Source organism: Sphingomonas sp. Leaf9, from assembly GCF_001421355.1.
GTDB lineage: Bacteria > Pseudomonadota > Alphaproteobacteria > Sphingomonadales > Sphingomonadaceae > Sphingomonas.
This window is the reverse complement of record NZ_LMKC01000004.1, coordinates 19,483-37,113: the sequence shown is the minus strand read 5'-3', so window position 1 is coordinate 37,113 and position 17,631 is coordinate 19,483. Positions and strand designations below refer to the sequence as shown.

20 protein-coding genes are annotated in these 17,631 nt (G+C 67.3%); 9 read left to right on the top strand and 11 right to left on the bottom strand.

Going from position 1 to position 17,631, the window contains the following annotated elements; all coding sequences use genetic code 11:
* Positions 1 to 35: 35 nt before the first annotated feature.
* Positions 36 to 1,145, bottom strand: a complete 1,110-nt coding sequence (locus tag ASE58_RS11145) for an S-(hydroxymethyl)glutathione dehydrogenase/class III alcohol dehydrogenase (RefSeq protein ID WP_055821240.1) — start codon at positions 1,143 to 1,145, stop codon at positions 36 to 38.
* A gap of 82 nt (positions 1,146 to 1,227) precedes the next feature.
* Between ASE58_RS11145 and ASE58_RS11140 the strand changes: the two genes are divergently transcribed.
* Positions 1,228 to 1,782, top strand: coding sequence for a septal ring lytic transglycosylase RlpA family protein (locus ASE58_RS11140; protein WP_055821237.1), 555 nt, complete (start codon positions 1,228 to 1,230; stop codon positions 1,780 to 1,782).
* Between the two features lie 417 nt (positions 1,783 to 2,199).
* On the opposite strand, the gene rpsD is transcribed toward ASE58_RS11140, so the two are convergent.
* Complete coding sequence (rpsD, locus tag ASE58_RS11135) at positions 2,200 to 2,811, bottom strand: 30S ribosomal protein S4 (protein ID WP_055757940.1); 612 nt, start codon at positions 2,809 to 2,811, stop codon at positions 2,200 to 2,202.
* Positions 2,812 to 3,008: 197 nt separating this feature from the next.
* Here rpsD and ASE58_RS11130 point away from each other — a divergent pair, with 197 nt between their 5' ends.
* The gene (locus tag ASE58_RS11130) at positions 3,009 to 3,314 is read left to right on the top strand and encodes a chorismate mutase (RefSeq protein ID WP_055757943.1); all 306 of its coding nucleotides are present in this window, start codon (positions 3,009 to 3,011) and stop codon (positions 3,312 to 3,314) included.
* A 141-nt stretch (positions 3,315 to 3,455) separates the two neighbouring features.
* Here the strand turns inward: ASE58_RS11130 and ASE58_RS11125 are convergent, their stop codons facing one another.
* The 5 genes from ASE58_RS11125 to rpiB form a co-directional block, all read right to left on the bottom strand.
* Entirely contained in the window at positions 3,456 to 4,493 is a 1,038-nt protein-coding gene (locus tag ASE58_RS11125) for a TrmH family RNA methyltransferase (RefSeq protein WP_082467969.1), read from the bottom strand.
* 180 nt (positions 4,494 to 4,673) lie between these two features.
* Entirely contained in the window at positions 4,674 to 5,135 is a 462-nt protein-coding gene (gene nrdR / locus ASE58_RS11120) for a transcriptional regulator NrdR (RefSeq protein WP_055821234.1), read from the bottom strand.
* Positions 5,136 to 5,192: 57 nt separating this feature from the next.
* Positions 5,193 to 5,345, bottom strand: a complete 153-nt coding sequence (locus tag ASE58_RS18205) for a hypothetical protein (RefSeq protein WP_200909353.1) — start codon at positions 5,343 to 5,345, stop codon at positions 5,193 to 5,195.
* A gap of 12 nt (positions 5,346 to 5,357) precedes the next feature.
* A complete protein-coding gene (gene glyA, locus ASE58_RS11115; protein ID WP_055757949.1) occupies positions 5,358 to 6,653 on the bottom strand; it encodes a serine hydroxymethyltransferase in 1,296 nt (431 codons plus the stop codon).
* 87 nt (positions 6,654 to 6,740) lie between these two features.
* A complete protein-coding gene (gene rpiB / locus ASE58_RS11110) occupies positions 6,741 to 7,181 on the bottom strand; it encodes a ribose 5-phosphate isomerase B (protein WP_055821230.1) in 441 nt (146 codons plus the stop codon).
* Positions 7,182 to 7,251: 70 nt separating this feature from the next.
* Here rpiB and ASE58_RS11105 point away from each other — a divergent pair, with 70 nt between their 5' ends.
* From ASE58_RS11105 to ASE58_RS11095, 3 genes are all read left to right on the top strand, one after another.
* A complete protein-coding gene (locus ASE58_RS11105; RefSeq protein WP_055821227.1) occupies positions 7,252 to 7,761 on the top strand; it encodes a hypothetical protein in 510 nt (169 codons plus the stop codon).
* Positions 7,754 to 8,233, top strand: coding sequence for a DUF3429 domain-containing protein (locus ASE58_RS11100; RefSeq protein WP_235511813.1), 480 nt, complete (start codon positions 7,754 to 7,756; stop codon positions 8,231 to 8,233). Before ASE58_RS11105 ends, ASE58_RS11100 begins: the two co-directional genes overlap by 8 nt.
* A 109-nt stretch (positions 8,234 to 8,342) precedes the next feature.
* Positions 8,343 to 9,158 (top strand): GGDEF domain-containing protein, encoded by an 816-nt coding sequence (locus ASE58_RS11095; protein ID WP_156347715.1) that lies wholly within the window; start codon positions 8,343 to 8,345, stop codon positions 9,156 to 9,158.
* 36 nt (positions 9,159 to 9,194) lie between these two features.
* Here ASE58_RS11095 and hemA read toward each other — a convergent pair whose 3' ends face one another.
* On the bottom strand, positions 9,195 to 10,439 hold the full coding sequence (gene hemA / locus ASE58_RS11090) for a 5-aminolevulinate synthase (RefSeq protein ID WP_055757963.1): 1,245 nt from the start codon (positions 10,437 to 10,439) through the stop codon (positions 9,195 to 9,197).
* A gap of 109 nt (positions 10,440 to 10,548) precedes the next feature.
* On the bottom strand, positions 10,549 to 11,346 hold the full coding sequence (gene murI, locus ASE58_RS11085) for a glutamate racemase (protein WP_055822279.1): 798 nt from the start codon (positions 11,344 to 11,346) through the stop codon (positions 10,549 to 10,551).
* A 137-nt stretch (positions 11,347 to 11,483) separates the two neighbouring features.
* Between murI and plsY the strand changes: the two genes are divergently transcribed.
* The 4 genes from plsY to topA all read left to right on the top strand — a co-directional run bounded on the left by plsY (position 11,484) and on the right by topA (position 16,447).
* The gene (gene plsY, locus ASE58_RS11080) at positions 11,484 to 12,050 is read left to right on the top strand and encodes a glycerol-3-phosphate 1-O-acyltransferase PlsY (protein ID WP_082468019.1); all 567 of its coding nucleotides are present in this window, start codon (positions 11,484 to 11,486) and stop codon (positions 12,048 to 12,050) included.
* The gene (dprA, locus tag ASE58_RS11075; RefSeq protein WP_055821221.1) at positions 12,043 to 13,137 is read left to right on the top strand and encodes a DNA-processing protein DprA; all 1,095 of its coding nucleotides are present in this window, start codon (positions 12,043 to 12,045) and stop codon (positions 13,135 to 13,137) included. The genes plsY and dprA overlap by 8 nt, the downstream gene beginning before the upstream one ends.
* Positions 13,137 to 13,778: a hypothetical protein gene (locus tag ASE58_RS11070; RefSeq protein WP_055821218.1), complete on the top strand. Its 642-nt coding sequence runs from the start codon at positions 13,137 to 13,139 to the stop codon at positions 13,776 to 13,778. The genes dprA and ASE58_RS11070 overlap by 1 nt, the downstream gene beginning before the upstream one ends.
* Before the next feature lie 86 nt (positions 13,779 to 13,864).
* Positions 13,865 to 16,447, top strand: a complete 2,583-nt coding sequence (topA, locus tag ASE58_RS11065; protein WP_055821215.1) for a type I DNA topoisomerase — start codon at positions 13,865 to 13,867, stop codon at positions 16,445 to 16,447.
* 224 nt (positions 16,448 to 16,671) lie between these two features.
* Here topA and ASE58_RS11060 read toward each other — a convergent pair whose 3' ends face one another.
* Both ASE58_RS11060 and ASE58_RS11055 read right to left on the bottom strand, forming a co-directional pair.
* Positions 16,672 to 16,965, bottom strand: a complete 294-nt coding sequence (locus ASE58_RS11060) for a hypothetical protein (RefSeq protein ID WP_055757981.1) — start codon at positions 16,963 to 16,965, stop codon at positions 16,672 to 16,674.
* Between the two features lie 224 nt (positions 16,966 to 17,189).
* Positions 17,190 to 17,618, bottom strand: coding sequence for a TIGR01244 family sulfur transferase (locus ASE58_RS11055; protein ID WP_055821212.1), 429 nt, complete (start codon positions 17,616 to 17,618; stop codon positions 17,190 to 17,192).
* Positions 17,619 to 17,631 lie beyond the last annotated feature (13 nt).

Genomic DNA, 17,631 nt, shown 5'->3' with positions numbered 1-17,631 from the left:
TTCGCGAAGAAATTTCACCTGTCAAAACCAAAGCGTCAATAGATGACGACGGAGCGGATGCTTTCGCCGGCGTGCATCAGGTCGAAGCCCTTGTTGATCTCCTCCAGCGACAGGACGTGGGTAATCATCGGGTCGATCTCGATCTTGCCGTTCATGTACCAGTCGACAATCTTCGGCACGTCCGTCCGCCCCTTCGCCCCGCCGAACGCGGTGCCGCGCCAGTTGCGTCCGGTGACCAGCTGGAACGGGCGGGTGGCGATTTCCTTGCCCGCCTCCGCCACGCCGATGATGATGCTGGTGCCCCAGCCACGGTGGCACGCCTCCAGCGCCTGGCGCATGACGTCGGTGTTGCCGGTGCAATCGAACGTATAGTCCGCCCCGCCATCGGTCAGCGCGACGAGATGCTGGACCAGATCGCCGCCGACGTCCTTCGGATTGACGAAATGGGTCATGCCGAAGCGGCGGCCCCATTCCTCGCGATCCGGGTTGATGTCGACGCCGACGATCATGTTCGCGCCGGCCATCTTCGCACCCTGCAGCACGTTGAGGCCAATGCCGCCGAGGCCGAAGACGATGATGTTGTCGCCCGGCGCGACCTTCGCGGTGTTGACCACCGCGCCGACGCCGGTGGTGACGCCGCAGCCGATATAGCAGCTGGTCTGGAACGGGGCGTCCTCGCGGATCTTCGCGACCGCGATTTCGGGCAGCACGGTGAAGTTCGAGAAGGTCGAGCAGCCCATGTAATGGAAGATCGGCTGCCCCTTGTAGCTGAAGCGCGTCGTGCCGTCGGGCATCAGCCCTTTCCCTTGCGTCGCGCGGATCGCGGTGCACAGGTTGGTCTTGCCCGACAGGCACGACTTACACTGGCGGCATTCGGGGGTGTAGAGCGGGATGACGTGATCGCCGACCGCAACGCTGGTCACGCCCGCGCCGACCTCGCGGACGATGCCGGCGCCTTCATGACCCAGCACGCTCGGGAAGATGCCCTCGCTGTCGAAGCCGTCCAGCGTGTAAGCGTCGGTGTGGCAGATGCCGGTCGCCATGATCTCGATCAGCACTTCGCCGGCCCTGGGACCTTCGAGGTCGAGTTCGACGATTTCGAGGGGGCGCTTCGCTTCGAATGCGACGGCGGCGCGAGTCTTCATGGGGGCGTCTCCTTTGGGCATGCGGCGTAGCGGGGGCGGGTAGGGGTCGGCAAGGGGGACGCGATCCGCTACCGTTGCGGCCATGGTACCGCGTTTCCTTGTTCCCGTCGTTTTGCTGCTCCTGTCCGCCTGTGCCGGGGGCGACTATCGGCCGGTCAGCGACGCGGCGGTCAAGATCGGTGCGCCGTACCGGGTGCGGGGTGTCAGTTATGCCCCGGCAGCGGACCCGAGCTACGACATGCTGGGGATGGCGAGCTGGTATGGCAGCGAGTCGGGTCGGCGGACGGCCAATGGCGAGCGGTTCCGGCCCAAGGGGGTGAGCGCGGCGCACACCACGCTGCCCTTGCCCAGCTATGTCGAGGTGACCGCGCTCGACACCGGGCGGCGCATTATCGTGCGGGTCAACGATCGCGGGCCGTTTGCGGGCAAGGGCCGCATCCTCGATCTGTCACGTGGCGCGGCCGAGGCGCTGGGCATGCGCGGGGCGGGCGTGGTGCCGGTTCGCGTGCGGGTGGTGTCGCCTGACGAACGCGACCGGGCGCGGCTGCGCCGGGGCAAGCCGGCGCGCGAACTGCCGCCGGTGGACGCCGCCACGCGGGCCAATTTGCGGGCGCAGCTGCGAGCAAGCGGGCTGTAGCGGCGGGCCAAAGTTCACAAAGTTCACACTAGTGGCGTGTTTGCGCGCGGTGGGCTGGGCCGGCGCCGGGTGGCCAAAGTTCACACTCGTGATGATCGTGCGCGCGGCGACCATCGCGGATGGCGGTCGATGTCGTAACGGAGGTTCGCGAGGTCAAAGAGCGCGCGGACGCGACGGGCCGCGTTGGCGATCGTGGCGATGGGGCCGCATGTAGGAAAGCGGTTTATCGGGTCGTCGGCTCGGGCTGCGCGCGGATTGCGGACGCAGAAAGGGCGGCCCGTTGCGGGGCCGCCCTTTTTGTTTCTGCCAGCGCCATGGGCGAAGCCCATGTCGTCGGTCGGGGCCTTGGCCCCGCCGGCCGCTCGCGCCAAAGTTTGGCCTTGATCCAGCTTTGCTGGACCTTGGCTCGGCGCGAGATCAGCGCGAGTAGAACTCGACGACCAGATTCGGTTCCATCTTCACCGGATAGGGCACTTCGTCCAGCGTCGGAACGCGGGTGAAGGTGACCTTGGTGCCTTCGGTGCCGATATATTCCGGCACGTCACGCTCGGCGAGGGTCTGCGCTTCGAGGACCAGCGCCATTTCCTGCGCCTTGGTGCCCAGCGAGATTTCGTCGCCGACATAGCAACGACGCGATGCGATGTTGCACTTCACGCCGTTGACGCGGACGTGGCCGTGGCTGACGAGCTGACGCGCGGCGAACACGGTCGGTGCGAACTTCGCACGGTACACGATCATGTCGAGGCGCTGTTCGAGCAGGCCGATCAGGTTCTGACCGGTGTCGCCCTTCATGCGCGACGCTTCTTCGTAGGTGCGCTTGAACTGCTTCTCGGTGACGTCGCCGTAATAGCCCTTCAGCTTCTGCTTCGCGCGCAGCTGGATGCCGAAGTCCGACATCTTGCCCTTGCGACGCTGACCGTGCTGGCCGGGGCCGTATTCACGCTTGTTTACCGGGCTCTTGGGGCGACCCCAGATATTCTCGCCAAGGCGGCGATCGAGCTTGTACTTGGCGCTGGAGCGCTTCGACATCGTAAATCCAATGCAATCTGGTATGACGTTTGACCGTCCGGGGACGATCGCGGCTCCCGGTCTTCGCCTCCGACTTGTGGTCGGGGCCACCGCTTCACCGGGAATGCGGGGCCGAATTGCGAAGGGGCGCGGTTAGACGCTGGGTTCCGCAGAGTCAAGCTGGACAAGGTGGCCGTCGCGCGCCACACCCCGCGGCCATGACGATCCTGCCCGGCCCCGACTGTACCACCATGACCGAAGTCCGCGCCGGCGTGGACGCGCTGGACCGCGAGCTGGTCGCGCTGCTGGCGCGGCGGTTTGCGTATATGGACGCGGCGGCGCGGATCAAGCCGGGGCGGGGCGCGGTGCGTGACGAGGCGCGCAAGGCGGAAGTCATCGCGAATGCACGGGCGGCGGCGGTCGCGATGGGCGTGCCGGAGGATGTGGTTGCCGATTTGTGGGAGCGGCTGGTCGAGGCGTCGATCGGGTATGAGTTGGCGCGGTTCGACGCCACGCGGGGGTGAGCCGACCTCCCTCTTGCTCCTATCCGTTTGCTTCGAACGGAGGTTCGAGCTTGTCGAGAGGGGAGTGGCCCAAACAACGGCGTTCTCGACGGACGCTTCTCGACAAGCTCGAAGCTGCTCGAACCGAACGGATTTCGGGTATTACCGCCGCCGCTTCGCGCCATCCAGTGCCGACAATACGCCGCGCATCGTCCGCACTTCCTGTGACGTCCAGCCCGCTTTCGTGATCAGCGTGCGCAGCGTCCGGCGTGACGTCGCGGCGCGTTCGGGGGGATAGAAGAAGCGCGCGGCCTCCAGCATGTCGTCCAGCTGACCAATCATGCCCTCCAGCTCCTCATGCGGGGCGGGGACGCCCAGATCGACGGTGGGCGGGCTGGCCAGCCCCTCACCCTTCGACCATTCATAGGCGACGAGGATCACCGCCTGCGCCAGATTGAGCGAGCCGAACTCGGGGTTGATCGGCACGGTCAGGATCGTGCGGGCCAGCGCCACGTCGTCGGTTTCGAGGCCCGAGCGTTCGGGGCCGAACAGGATCGCCGAGCGGCCGGGTTCGGCGCGGATCGCCTGTGCGGCGGCTTCGGGGGTGACGACCGGTTTGGTGATGCCGCGCTTGCGCACCGTCGTGGCGTAGACATGGGCGCAGTCGGCGACCGCTTCGGCGACCGTTTCATAGACGGTGGCGTCGCGCAGCACCTGGTCGGCACCGCTGGCCGCCGGGCCGGCTTCGGGGTTGGGCCAGCCGTCGCGCGGGGCGACGAGGCGCATTTCGACGAGGCCGAAGTTCAGCATGGCGCGGGCGGCCTTGCCGATGTTTTGCCCTAGTTGCGGGCGGACGAGGACGATGACGGGCGCGCTGCTATCCCCCCGTTCGGTTCGAGCAGGATCGAGCTGGTCGAGATCCGTCCGCCGAGAGCTGGCTGCCGTCGAAATCGTCGACCAGTCGCTGCGGAACAGCCCTTCCTTCTTCTTGCGCGACCAGTCCTTGACCTGTGCCTCGCGCTCCAGCGCGTCGGTGCGGGTCTGGAAGGTTTCGTGCCACATCAGTTCGACCGGGCGGCGGTCATGGGTGTAGCCTTCGAACGCGCCCGACTGATGCTCGGCGATGCGGCGGTCGAGGTCGTCGGTGTGGCCGGTATAGTAGGTGCCGTCCGAGCATTTGAGGATATAGACGTAGAACATGGCGGGCCTTGGGTTCGCGGGGTCGAGACGGGTTCTCGACGGGCGTATCTCTTGCAAGCTCGATACCGGTCGAACCGGATGGGGGGAAGGGGGTGCCCCAAGTGGCCGGGTTCTCGACGGACGCTTCTCGACAGGCTCGAAGCTGCTCGAACTGAACGGAGAGCGTGGGGTGAGGGGGCCCTACCCCTTCGCCGCATCCCCCACGGTGCCCGCGAACTCCTCAAAATCCTTCGCCTCGCGGAAGTCCTTGTAGACGCTGGCGAAGCGGATGTAGGCGACGGGATCGAGGCCCTGCAGCCCCTCCATCACCAGCTCGCCGATGCGGCCCGAGGGGACTTCGCTGTCGCCGGTGGTTTCCAGCTGGCGCTGGATGCCGGACACGAGCCGTTCGACCTGTGCCGGGGTGATCGGCCGCTTGCGACAGGCGGTCGCGACCGAACGCAGCAGCTTGTCGCGGTCGAAGGGCTGGCGGCGGTCGCCCGATTTCACGACGGTCAGGTCGCGCAGCTGGATGCGTTCGAAGGTGGTGAAGCGCGCGCCGCAGCCCGAACATTGCCGGCGGCGGCGGATGGCGGCGCCGTCGTCGCTGGGACGGCTGTCCTTCACCTGACTGTCTTCATGGGCGCAAAAGGGACAGCGCATCGAAATTCCTGTTGGACCCGCCGCCCCGCGAAGAAGCGGGGCGGCGGGGGTGCCGCATCAGTAGCGCGGCTGCTTCTTCGACTTGTAGTACGCATAGCCGGCGCCGGCGGCGGCGCCGATCAGCGGGCCGACAAAGGGAACCGGAATCGCGATCACCGCGCCCAGCGCACCCCATTTCGCCATGCTCTTGCCAACCGACTTGTCCTGCATTTCTCGAACTCCTTACAGACCCGGATAGATCGGGAACCGCTCGCACAGCGCCCGAACCCGTGCCTTAACGTCCGCCTCGACCGCAGGGTCCCCGGCTTCACCCTTGTTGCGCAGTCCGTCGAGCACGTCGGCGACCATATGGCCGATTTCGGTGAACTCCGCCTTGCCGAACCCGCGGGTGGTGCCGGCCGGCGATCCGACGCGGATGCCGCTGGTCTTGACCGGGGGGAGGGGATCGAATGGGATGCCGTTCTTGTTGCAGGTGATCGCCGCACGCTCCAGCGCCTCGTCGGCATCCTTGCCGGTGACGCCCAGCGGGGTGAGGTCGATCAGCGCCAGATGCGTGTCGGTGCCGCCCGCGATGACGTTCGCACCGCGTTCTTTGAGGGTGGCGGCCAGCGTCTGCGCGTTTTCGACGACGGCGCGGATATAGTCCTTGAACTCCGGGCGCAGCGCTTCGCCGAACGCGACCGCCTTGGCGGCGATCACGTGCATCAGCGGGCCGCCCTGGAGGCCGGGGAACACCGCCGAATTGATCTTCTTCGCGATGGCTTCGTCGTTGGTCAGCACCATGCCGCCACGGGGCCCGCGCAGCGTCTTGTGCGTGGTGGTGGTGACGACATCGGCATGGCCGAACGGGGTCGGGTGCAGCCCGGCGGCGACGATGCCGGCGAAGTGCGCCATGTCGACCATGAACTTCGCGCCCACTTCATCGGCGATCGCGCGGAACTTCGCGAAGTCGATATGGCGCGGATAGGCCGAGCCGCCGGCGATGATGAGCGTGGGCTTATGTTCGCGGGCCAGGGCGGCGACCTGATCGTAATCGATCAGGTGCGTTTCGCGGTCGACGCCGTACTGCACCGCGTTGAACCACTTGCCCGACATCGCCGCCTTGGCACCATGGGTCAGGTGACCGCCGGCATCGAGGCTCATGCCCATGATCGTGTCGCCGGGCTTGGTCAGCGCCAGCATCACCGCGCCGTTCGCCTGCGCGCCCGAATGCGGCTGGACGTTGACGAAGCCGCAGCCGAACAGCTGCTTGGCGCGCTCGATCGCGAGGGTCTCGACCTCGTCCGAAGGGTGGCAGCCCTGATAATAGCGCTTGCCGGGATAGCCCTCGGCGTACTTGTTGGTGAAGACCGACCCTTGCGCCTCCAGCACCGCCTTCGACACGATGTTTTCCGACGCGATCAGCTCGATCTGGTAGCGCTCGCGCTCCAGTTCGTGGGCGACCCCCGCAAACACGGCGGGATCGGCATCGGCAAGGGTGGTTTCGAAGAAACCGTCGGGGCGGAACTGGTCGGTCATGGGGCGCGGCTCCCGCTGAGAAAGAGGTCGCGCGCGCTTTACTGCCGACGTCACATAATTGCCACCCGGTGAATCGGGCTTGCCCGATCAGGCAGGCGGGTTGCCGAGCTTGTCGACGCGGCGCTGGTGGCGGTCGCCGCCAAACGGGGTCGAGAGGAACGCGGTCAGGCACGCCTTCGCCATCTCGCTGCCGATCAGCCGTGCGCCCATCGCGATGACGTTCGCGTCGTTATGTTCGCGCGCGAGCGTCGCCGAGAGCGGTTCGGACACCAGCGCGCAGCGGCATGCCGGCACGCGGTTGACCGCGATCGAGATGCCGATGCCCGATCCGCACAGCGCGACGCCGAAGTCCGCTTCGCCGCCGCCAACCGCTTGCCCGAGCTTGTATCCATAGTCGGGATAATCGACGCTGGTCGCGTCATGCGGCCCCAGATCGGCGACATCATGCCCCTGGTCATGCAACCAAGTGGCGAGTTCTGCCTTGAGCGTCAGGGCGGCGTGATCGGATGCAAGTGCGATGCGGGCCATGGCGCGCTTCTAGCGGTCGGGACACGGCAAGGCTAGGCTGTGTCGACGAGGTGCAGGAAAGGACGAACGGATGCGTGGAACGATCATCGTCGCGGCTTTGGTACTCAGCGCGTGCGGCGCCAACGAGCGACGCAGCGAAGGGGCCGCGACCCAGGCCGAGATCGAGAACAGCGCCGCGACGCCGTTGCCCGCGCCGATCGCGCCACGTGCACCCAGTCCGACGCCCACGCCCACATTGACCCCGACGCCGACGCCCACCCCCAGCGCGACGGCGGCCGCGGCGGCAACGGCCGCGGCGGAGGCGACCCGCTATCTCGGCCGCTGGATCGGGGTAGAGGGCATGTATCTGAACGTGACCCAGGCGGCGACGCCGGGCGCGGTGACGCTGGAGATGCAGTACGACCTCGACAACAAGGGGCAATATACCGGCACGGTCACGCCCGAGGGCATCCGATTCAAGCGTGGTGCCGACACGCTGCTGCTGCGCCCGAGCGACGGCGATGCGACCGGTCTGAAATGGCTGGCAGGCAAGAAGGACTGCCTGACCGTCGCACCGGGCGAGGGCTATTGCCGTGACTGATCCGCTGGCCGCCTCGACGCCGGTGCGCGTGCGGCCGCCGGTGGCGGCGCTGCTGCTCGGCTATGCCGGGTTGCTGCCGCCGATGGTCGCCGTCGCGGTGCGGCTGATCGATCCTGCCAAGGGCGGGATGATGCTGGCGCTGTCGCTGCTCTATGCCGCGCTGATCCTCAGTTTCCTGGGCGGCATGTGGTGGGGTGCGGCGGTGGCGCGGGTGAGCGGCGCGGCGCTGACGCTGTGGCTGGCCATCGCGGTTGTGCCATCGCTGGTCGCGCTGGCGGCGGGGGCGGTGTTGTTCAGCTCGGTCGTGTCGAGCGCGGCGATCGTCGCCGCCGGGCTGCTGGGGTCGCTGCTGGTCGACATGGCGCTGGTCCGGGCCGGACATGTGCCGCCATGGTGGATGCGGCTGCGTATCCCGCTGTCGGTCGGTCTGGCGGCATTGACGTTGCTGACCGGATTGCTGGCGCAACCCTGATATCGCCAACTATCGAGCGGATGGATAATCGTCTGCTCACCAACAGTTCGTGGCGCTCAAAGTCTATATCGCGTTGAAATGGTTATGGCCGCCGGATAATCATGCTGCCATGATAACGACGTTCGAGCAGGCTCGCGCCGCGCTGGCTTTTCTGGAGCAACATCGGCTGGAGCCGAGCATCGAATTTTACGATTTTGCGCTGGTATATTTGTACCAGTCGGACCCGATCTTATCCGAAGATGTCGATCGCGCGATCGATGAGGATGGCGCGCTGACTACCGCGCGGGCGGCGGATATCGCGGCGGCGCTGCGCGAGCGGCGATCGGGGCCGGCGGATGCAGCGGTGCTGGCCGTCCGGGTTGCGACGACCGAGCGCGAACTGGTGGGGCTGCGCGACCAGATCGCGGCCCTGCGCGCGCTGGTCCTGTCGCAGATCGGGCCGGGAGACGATGCCGAGCATGACCGGCTGACCCACACGCTCAACCAGACCGGGGCGCAGCGTATCCTCGAACAGATCGGGCAGCAGGACCGCCGGTTCGTGGTGCTGATGTTCAGCATCGACCGGCTGGTCGCGATCAACCGCGATTTCGGCCATTCGGTCGGCGACAATATCCTCAACTCGTTTGCCGGGAAGCTGAAGCGGACTTTCCCCAACGAACAGGCGATCCGCTGGGGCGGCAACGAATTCATCGTGGTCGTCCCCGGACAGACCGCCACCGCCGTGCGCGAACTGGCCGAAGAGGCGCTGACGTTGCTGGAGCAGCGCAATTTCCGGCTGCGCGATACCGGCGCCTCGATCGGAAAGGTCACCGCATCGGCGGCGGTGGTGTCGGATCATGTCGGCGATATCGACGCGATCCTGCGCGAGGCGCGCGCAAAGATCGATATGGCGATCGCGGCCGGCGGCAATCGGGTTGAGGTGTAGGGGCGGCGATCCTCCCCGTGCCGGGGAGGATGTTGGTCAGGCCGCTTTCTTCAGCTCCAGCCGGCCCCAGATTTCGACCAGCGCGGCGGTCAGCTCGCGCATCATCGCCTCGTCATGCGCCGGACCGGGCGTGAAGCGCAGCCGTTCGGTGCCGCGCGGCACGGTCGGGTAATTGATCGGTTGGACGTACACGCCATATTCGCGGAGCAATATGTCGCTGATCCGCTTGGCCTTTACCGGGTCGCCGACCATCAGCGGCACGATGTGCGTCGTCGTGTCCATCACCGGTAGGCCGGCTTGCGTGAACAGCGTCTTCAGCATCGCGGCGGCGGCCTGTTGCCCTTCGCGTTCGGCGGGCGAGGCCTTCAGGTGGCGGACGCTGGCAAGCGCGCCGGCGACCAGCACCGGCGACAGCGAGGTCGTGAAGATGAAGCCCGGCGCATAGGAGCGGATGACGTCGATCACGGTGCGGTCGGCGGCGATATAGCCGCCCATGACGCCGAACGCCTTGCCCAGCGTCCCTTCGATGATGGTCAGGCGCGATGCGGCGTCGTCGCGTTCGGAGATGCCGCCGCCACGCGCGCCGTACATGCCGACGGCGTGCACTTCGTCGAGATAGGTCAGCGCGTTGTACTTGTCGGCCAGGTCGCAGATCGCGTGGATCGGGGCGACGTCGCCGTCCATCGAATAGACGCTCTCGAACGCGATCAGCTTGGGCACCGCCGGGTCCTCGGCCGCCAGCAGTTCTTCGAGATGCGCCAAGTCGTTGTGGCGGAACACCCGCTTCTCGCAGCCCGAATGGCGGATGCCGGCGATCATCGACGCGTGGTTCAGTTCGTCGGAAAAGATGATGCAGCCCGGCAGGATGCGCGCGATCGTCGACAGCGTGGCCTCGTTCGAGACATAGCCCGACGTGAACAGCAACGCCGCTTCCTTGTCGTGCAGGTCGGCGAGTTCGGTTTCCAGGTCGATGTGATAGTGCGTGTTGCCGCCGATATTGCGGGTGCCGCCAGAGCCTGCGCCGACATCGTGCAGCGCGCCCTCCATCGCGGCGATGACCGACGGATGCTGGCCCATCGCGAGATAGTCGTTGGAGCACCAGACGGTGATCGGCTTCGGCCCGTTATGCCCGGCGAAGCAGCGCGCATTGGGGAACTGTCCCTTGTTGCGCAGGATGTCGATGAAGACGCGGTAGCGCCCCTCTTCGTGCAGACGGTCGATCGCCTGTGCGAAGACACGGTTGTAATCGACCGAGCGGGCCGGAACTGCGTCGATGCTCATGGGGCGCGGGTGTACCTGTTGGAACGCCGGGTTTCCAGCGGATAAAAGCGGTCATGGTGATCGGCCGGGTTGGACATATTGTCCAAGGGGGCCGCAACTGTCAGCCCCCCTACAGCGCCTCGACCGATGCGAACCCCTGACGCGCCAGCCCGGCGGCGATCGTCCGTTCCCGCTCACCCAATCGGGTGAACACGAGCCGGCCGGGCAGCGGAGTCGCGGGGAATCCCTGTCCTGCGGTCAACGCCACGATGCGCCGGGCGATGCCGGAGCCGCCGTCGACGAACGCGACGTGCGGAGCGATGGCCCGCATCGCGTCCTCCAGCAGCGGGAAATGGGTGCAGGCATTGACGATCACGTCGATTCGCTGCCCCTCCGGCTGGTCGAACAGCCCGGCCAGTTCTTGGGCGATCGCGGCGGCAGCCGGCGGGGTGCCGGCCAACGCCGCCTCCGCCAGTTCGACCAGCGCCGCCGATCCGTGGCGCAGCACAATGCAGTCGGCGGCGAAGCGCGCGGCAAGGTCGTCGACATAGGGCTGGCGCACCGTCGCCTGCGTGCCGAGCACGCCGATTACCCGCGTGGTGCTCTGCGCCGCCGCGACCTTGATCGCCGGCACGGTGCCGACGACCGGCACGTCCAAGGCGGCGCGCACCACCGGCAGCGCGATGGTGGAGGCGGTGTTGCAGGCGATGACGACCAGGCGCGGGGAAAAGCGTTCGACCAGCCGCCCCAGCAGCGCAGGCACGCGTGCGGCGATCTCCGCCTCGCTCCGGGTGCCATAGGGAAAACCGGCCGAATCGGCGGCATAGACGATCGGCGCGGTCGGCAGCAGCCTGGTGGTCGGGGCGACGACCGACAGGCCGCCCACGCCCGAATCGAAGAACAGGATCGGTTGTGCCGCCGGGTCCATGGTGCTCTCGGTCCTCCATCGGCATCGCCCGCCGCGTTGCAAGCCGCCGCCGAACCCCTTACCCTGACCATCACAGACGGCAAGTAACGGGGGCGATCCTGCCGAGCGACATTCTCTGGTTCCCGCCGGTGGCGGCATTGCTGATCGGCTATCTGCTCGGTTCGATCCCGTGGGGCATATTGCTCACGCGGATCGCCGGGGCAGGCGATCTGCGCGCCATCGGATCGGGCAATATCGGCGCGACCAACGTGCTGCGCACCGGGCGCAAGGGGCTGGCGGCGGCGACGCTGCTGCTCGACCTGCTGAAGGGCGCAGCGGCGGTGTGGATCGTGGCGGCGCTGTTTCCGGGCGAGGAACTGGTCGCGGGCGCGGCGGCGTTCGTCGGCCATTGTTACCCGCTGTGGCTGCGGTTTCGTGGCGGCAAGGGCGTGGCGACGATGATGGGCGTCGTGGTGGCACTCAGCCCGATCGCGGGCCTCGTCTATGCCATCGTCTGGCTGGGGCTGCTGGGGACGATCCGCATCTCCTCGGTCGCGGGGATGGCGGCGGCGGTGGCCGCGCCGATCGCGGCAGCGGCGCTGGGGCGGCTCGACCTAGCCGTGCTGTTCCTTGGCCTCGCGCTGATCGTGTTGTGGAAGCACCGCGAGAATATTGCGCGGTTGATCGCGGGGACCGAGCCGAGGATCGGCCGCAAGCGTGACTGAACCGCAAGCCGCGCGGTTCGCGGCGCTGCGGCTGATCCGGTCGGCCAATATCGGGCCGGTCACGTTTCGCGCGCTGATCGAGCGCTACGGCGATGCGGTGGCGGCGATCGAGGCGCTGCCGACATTGGCGGCGCGGGGCGGCGGGCGTGCGCCGGTGCTGGCCGACGAAGCCGTAGTGCGGCGCGAGATCGCGACCGTGCGGGGGCTCGGCGGGCGCTATCTGCTGCTCGGCGATCCCGAATATCCCGCGCTGCTGGCGGAGGTCGACAGCGCGCCACCAGCGTTGATCGTGCGCGGTGACCTGTCGCTGCTGACGAAGCCGGCGGTGGCGATGGTCGGCGCGCGCAACGCCTCGGCGGCGGCGTGCCGCTTTGCGCGCGGGCTGGCCGAGGAACTGGGCGCGGCGGGATTTTGCGTGGTGTCGGGGCTGGCGCGGGGCATCGACACGGCGGTGCATCAGGGCGCGATCGGCCATGCCACCATCGGCGTCATCGCCAGCGGGATCGACGTCGTGTTCCCGCCGGAAAATGCGGGGCTGCAGGAGGAGGTGGCGACGCGTGGGCTGTTGGTCGCCGAACAGCCGCCGGGGACGCAGCCGCTCGCCCGCCATTTCCCGTCACGCAACCGGATCATTGCCGGGCTGGCGCTGGGCACGGTGGTCGTGGAGGCCGCACCACGTTCCGGCTCGCTCATCACCGCGCGACTGGCGGGCGAGGCGGGGCGCGAGGTGATGGCGGTTCCCGGATCGCCGCTCGACCCGCGGGCGCAGGGGTGCAACGCGCTGATCCGCGAAGGCGCGACATTGGTGCAGAATGCGGCCGACGTGGCGGAAATGCTGCGCCCGATCGATGCGCGCGCGGTGCGCTCGCCCGGCGGGGCCTATCGCCCCGAACCGGCGGTGGCGGATGCCAGCGAGGTGGAGCGGGCGCGGATCACGGGGCTGCTGGGGCCGGTGCCGGTCGCGGTCGACGAACTGGTGCGGCAATCGGGATGCGCGACGCCGGTGGTGCAGACGGTGCTGCTGGAACTCGAGCTGGCCGGGCGGCTGGAGCGGCACGCCGGCGGGCGGGTCAGTCTGGGGGGATGATGATCGGGGACGCGTTGCACCTGGTGCGTGATACGGTCGAGGAAATGCGACGTGATCCGGTCGCGATGGTGGGCGGACTGGTGCCGCTTGTTGCGCTGAGCATGTGGGGCGATTTGGGCGGGGCGGATGTGATGCCGCTGTCGTTCCTGGCGATTTCGATCACGTCCTTCATCCTGCAATATGTCCTGACGCGGCGGGCGATGCGCGCCGGCGGATTGCTGACGGCCGATATGCCAGGGAATGTTGGCGGCTTCTTCGGGCTGTGCTTCCTGTCGAACCTCGGCATCCTGCTCGGCTTCACCTTGTTCATCGTGCCGGGAATCTGGATTTACGCGCGCTGGATCGCATCGGGGCCGATCCTGTTCGCGGAGCAGGCGACGGTCGGCGAAGCGCTGGCCAACAGTGCAGAACGTACGCGATCGTTGCTGGGGGCGATCGTCGGTGCGACCGCCATTCTCTACATGCCGTTCGTGGCAGGGCTCGCCGCGTCGATGATGTCGGACGAAGCCACTATCCTGTCACCGGCGGTGTCGTTGGCGATCAATATCGGACTGATTGGTTCGCAGATCGCCGGCTGGTATCTGGCGGTCGCGATCTACCGCGCGCTTCAGCCGCAACCGCTTGCCGAGGTGTTCGCCTGATCGCCGCAGCGCACCCTATGACTTGACGCCACCCCCCGGCGCTCCCCACTCTCGTACGCGTACGCACAAGGACCGACCGCCACATCATGCAGCTCGTCATCGTCGAATCGCCCGCCAAGGCGAAGACCATCGAAAAATATCTGGGGTCGGATTACCGCGTCCTCGCCTCCTATGGTCACGTCCGCGACCTGCCGCCGAAGGACGGGTCGGTGAACCCCGACGACGGCTTCGCGATGGATTGGGAGACGTACGCCGACAAGACGAAGCAGCTCAAAGCCATCACCGATCTGGCGAAGACCGCCGACCGACTGATCCTCGCGACCGACCCTGATCGCGAGGGGGAGGCGATCAGCTGGCATGTGCAGGAGGTGCTGAAGAAGCGCCGCGCGCTGCCCAAGGAGGTCGAGCGGGTCACGTTCAACGCGATCACCAAGCCCGCGATCCTCGCGGCGATGAAGGCTCCGCGTGAGCTGGATACCGACCTGATCGACGCGTACCGGGCACGGCGCGCGCTCGATTATCTGGTGGGGTTCACGCTGTCGCCGGTGCTGTGGCGCAAGCTGCCGGGTGCCAAGTCGGCGGGCCGCGTGCAGTCGGTGGCGCTGCGCCTGCTGGTCGAGCGCGAGCGCGAGATCGAAACCTTCATCGCGCAGGAATATTGGTCGGTCATCGCAAAGATGGAGGCCGACGGCACGCCGTTCGACGCGCGCCTTGTGAAGCTCAAGGGCAAGAAGCTCGACCGCCTGTCGCTGGGCGATGCCGGATCGGCGGAGGTCGCGAAGGCGGCGGTGGTCGATGGCCGCTTTACCGTGGTCAATGTCGAGACGAAGCCCGCAACGCGCAACCCGCCGCCGCCGTTCACCACCTCGACGCTGCAACAGGAAGCAGCGCGTAAGCTCGGTTTCTCGGCCAGCCACACGATGCGGATCGCGCAGTCGCTCTACGAAGATGGCGCGATCACGTACATGCGGACCGACGGCGTGCAGATGGACGGGTCGGCGATCGATGCCGCGCGCGGGGCGATCGCCAACCGCTATGACGGCAGTTACGTCCCCGACAAGCCGCGTCAGTACCAGACCAAGGCCAAGAATGCGCAGGAAGCGCACGAGGCAATCCGCCCGACCGATTTTTCGAAGGACCGCGCGGGCAGCGGCGATCATGGCCGGTTGTACGACCTGATCTGGAAGCGGGCGCTGGCCAGCCAGATGGCGTCGGCGCGGATGGAGCGCACCGCCGTCGAGCTGGAGGACCAGACCGGCCAGACCGGGCTGCGCGCAACCGGTCAGGTCGTGTTGTTCCCCGGATACCTTGCGCTGTACGAGGAAGGCCGCGACGATGCGGCGGACGAGGATTCGCGCCGGCTGCCGCTGCTGCGTTCGGGCGACAGCCCGGCCAAGAAGGACGTCGTCGCCGAACAGCATTTCACCCAGCCGCCGCCGCGCTTTTCCGAAGCCTCGCTGGTCAAGCGGCTGGAGGAGCTGGGGATCGGTCGCCCGTCGACCTATGCCTCGATTATCCAGGTGCTGAAGGATCGCGGGTACGTCCGCGTCGAGAAGAACCGGTTCTTCGCCGAGGAGACCGGGCGGTTGCTGACCGCGTTCCTTGAGCGCTTTTTCGAGAAATATGTCGGCTACGACTTTACCGCCGAGCTGGAGGAGGAGCTGGACGACGTGTCGGGTGGCCGGGCGGAATGGCAGGCGGTGCTCGAGGCGTTCTGGCGCGATTTCAAGCCGCGCACGTCGGAGGTGATGGAACAGCAGCCGAGCGCGATCACCGCCGAGCTGGACCAGTTCCTGGGATCATACCTGTTCCCCGAAAAGGCCGATGGCACCGATCCGCGGCTGTGCCCGAATTGCGGCGAGGGTCGCCTTGCGCTGCGCGGTGGCAAGTTCGGTGCGTTCATCGCCTGCTCCAACTACCCGGAGTGCAAGTACACCCGTCGCTTCGCGCAGCCGGGCGGCGAGGAGAGCGGCGATGCCGGGCCGGAAGGGCTGGGCAAGGACCCGGAGACGGGGCTGGAGGTCGAACGCAAGTCGGGTCGCTTCGGCCCCTATATTCAGCTGGGCGAGGGCAAGGAGGCGAAGCGCGCGTCGATCCCGAAGGACATCGGCGAGCTGAACCTCGAATGGGCACTGAAGCTGCTCAGCCTGCCGCGCACCATCGGCAATCACCCGGAAACGGGCGAGCCGATCGAGGCGGCGATCGGGCGCTATGGCCCGTATCTGAAGCACGCCGGCAAATATGCGCGGTTGCAGTCGACGGCGGACGTGTTCGAAACCGGCATGAACGCGGCGGTCGTCAAGCTGGCCGAAGCGGCGGCGGGCGGCGGACGCGCGGCGCGCGGGGCGGCAAAGGAACCGCTGAAGGTGTTGGGCAACCACCCGCGTACCGAGCTGGAGATCAAGCTGATGGAGGGCCGCTATGGTCCGTACGTCACCGACGGCACGACCAACGCAACGATCCCGAAGTCGGTCGAACCGAATGCACTGACGCTGGAGGAAGCCGCCCAGCTGATCGACGATCGCGCGGCGGCTGCTCCGGCGAAGGGCAAGAAGAAGTCGGCCGCCAAGAAGGCAGCGCCGAAGAAGGCGGCTGCAGCCAAGGACGGCGCGGCGAAGAAGGCACCTGCCATGAAGGCGCCGGCGAAGAAGCCGGCGGTGAAGGGCTAGGGGCGTGTCGTTGTGCCTGCGACGGACTCTCCGTCGCAGGCACACCCTCTGCCTATGCCGTCACCCCGGACTTGATCTGGGGTCCCGCTTCTTCTCTGCCGTGGTTTAAAAAGCGGGACCCCGGATCAAGTCCGGGGTGACGAGTTTAAGTCGCGGCTCGCCGCTTTCGCCAACGGGTTCTGCCCCCGGCGGCCCAACGCCACCGGACCCGTTGGCGCCACCGGTCAGTGCGCCCGCGCGCCGCCCTGCAGGAATGCCCGTGCCGCCTTTTGCGCGTCGGCGATCTGGCGCGGGGTCATGTCGCACGCGATTTCGGCGCGCCATGCCTGTGCCGCCTCGACGCCCGACATGGCGGCGAGGTTGAACCATTTATGCGCCTCGACCAGGTCGATCCCTGTCCCGCCGGACCCGCTGGAATAGCAGATGCCGAGATCGAACCACGCCGTGCTGTTGTTTGCGCCTGCGTCTTCCACCCGGCTTTCCGAGAGGAAGCGGGCGCCTTTCTGACCAATGCCCATGTTCCGAACCCCCATTTGTACAGGCAAGAGATTGCCGGCAATGGGGTTGTGATTTGGTTAACGCGGAAAACCGAATGGGTTCAGTGCGTTAACGTACCGTCGATTAAGCATGTTGCCCGAAATGCCGCTTATCCTCCCGTGGACTCCCCATGCTGGGGCCGCGTCGTTGCCGGGGTTCGGGCAACGGGCCCCCATTTTGGGGGGAGTCCCCATGACCGCCGGCGTCAACCCTGCGACAGCGCGTCCAGCGTGGGACGGATGCCCGACAGGTCATAGCCCGCCGCGCCGCCCGCCGCGACCAGCGTCGCGGGATCGCCGCCCTGCTTGGCGCTGGCCAGCGCCCAGAGATTGCACGACCGCGTGCCCGACCGGCAATAGGCGAGGATCGGGCCGTCGGTTTCGCCGAGGATCGCGGCCATGGCGTCCAGCTGCGGGTGGCTGAACCCGGCATGGGTGATCGGAATGGCGTGATAGGCGAGGCCTGCCGCCGCCGCCGCGTCCGCGATGGCATCGCCCGTCGGCTGGCCCGCTTCCTCGCCATCGGGGCGGTTGTTCACGATGGTGGTGAAGCCTTGCGCCTTCAGCGTCGCAACGTCGTCGGCGGTGATCTGCGGGCTGACCGAAATGCGGTCGTCGATACGGCGGATATGCATGGGGGGAGGATAG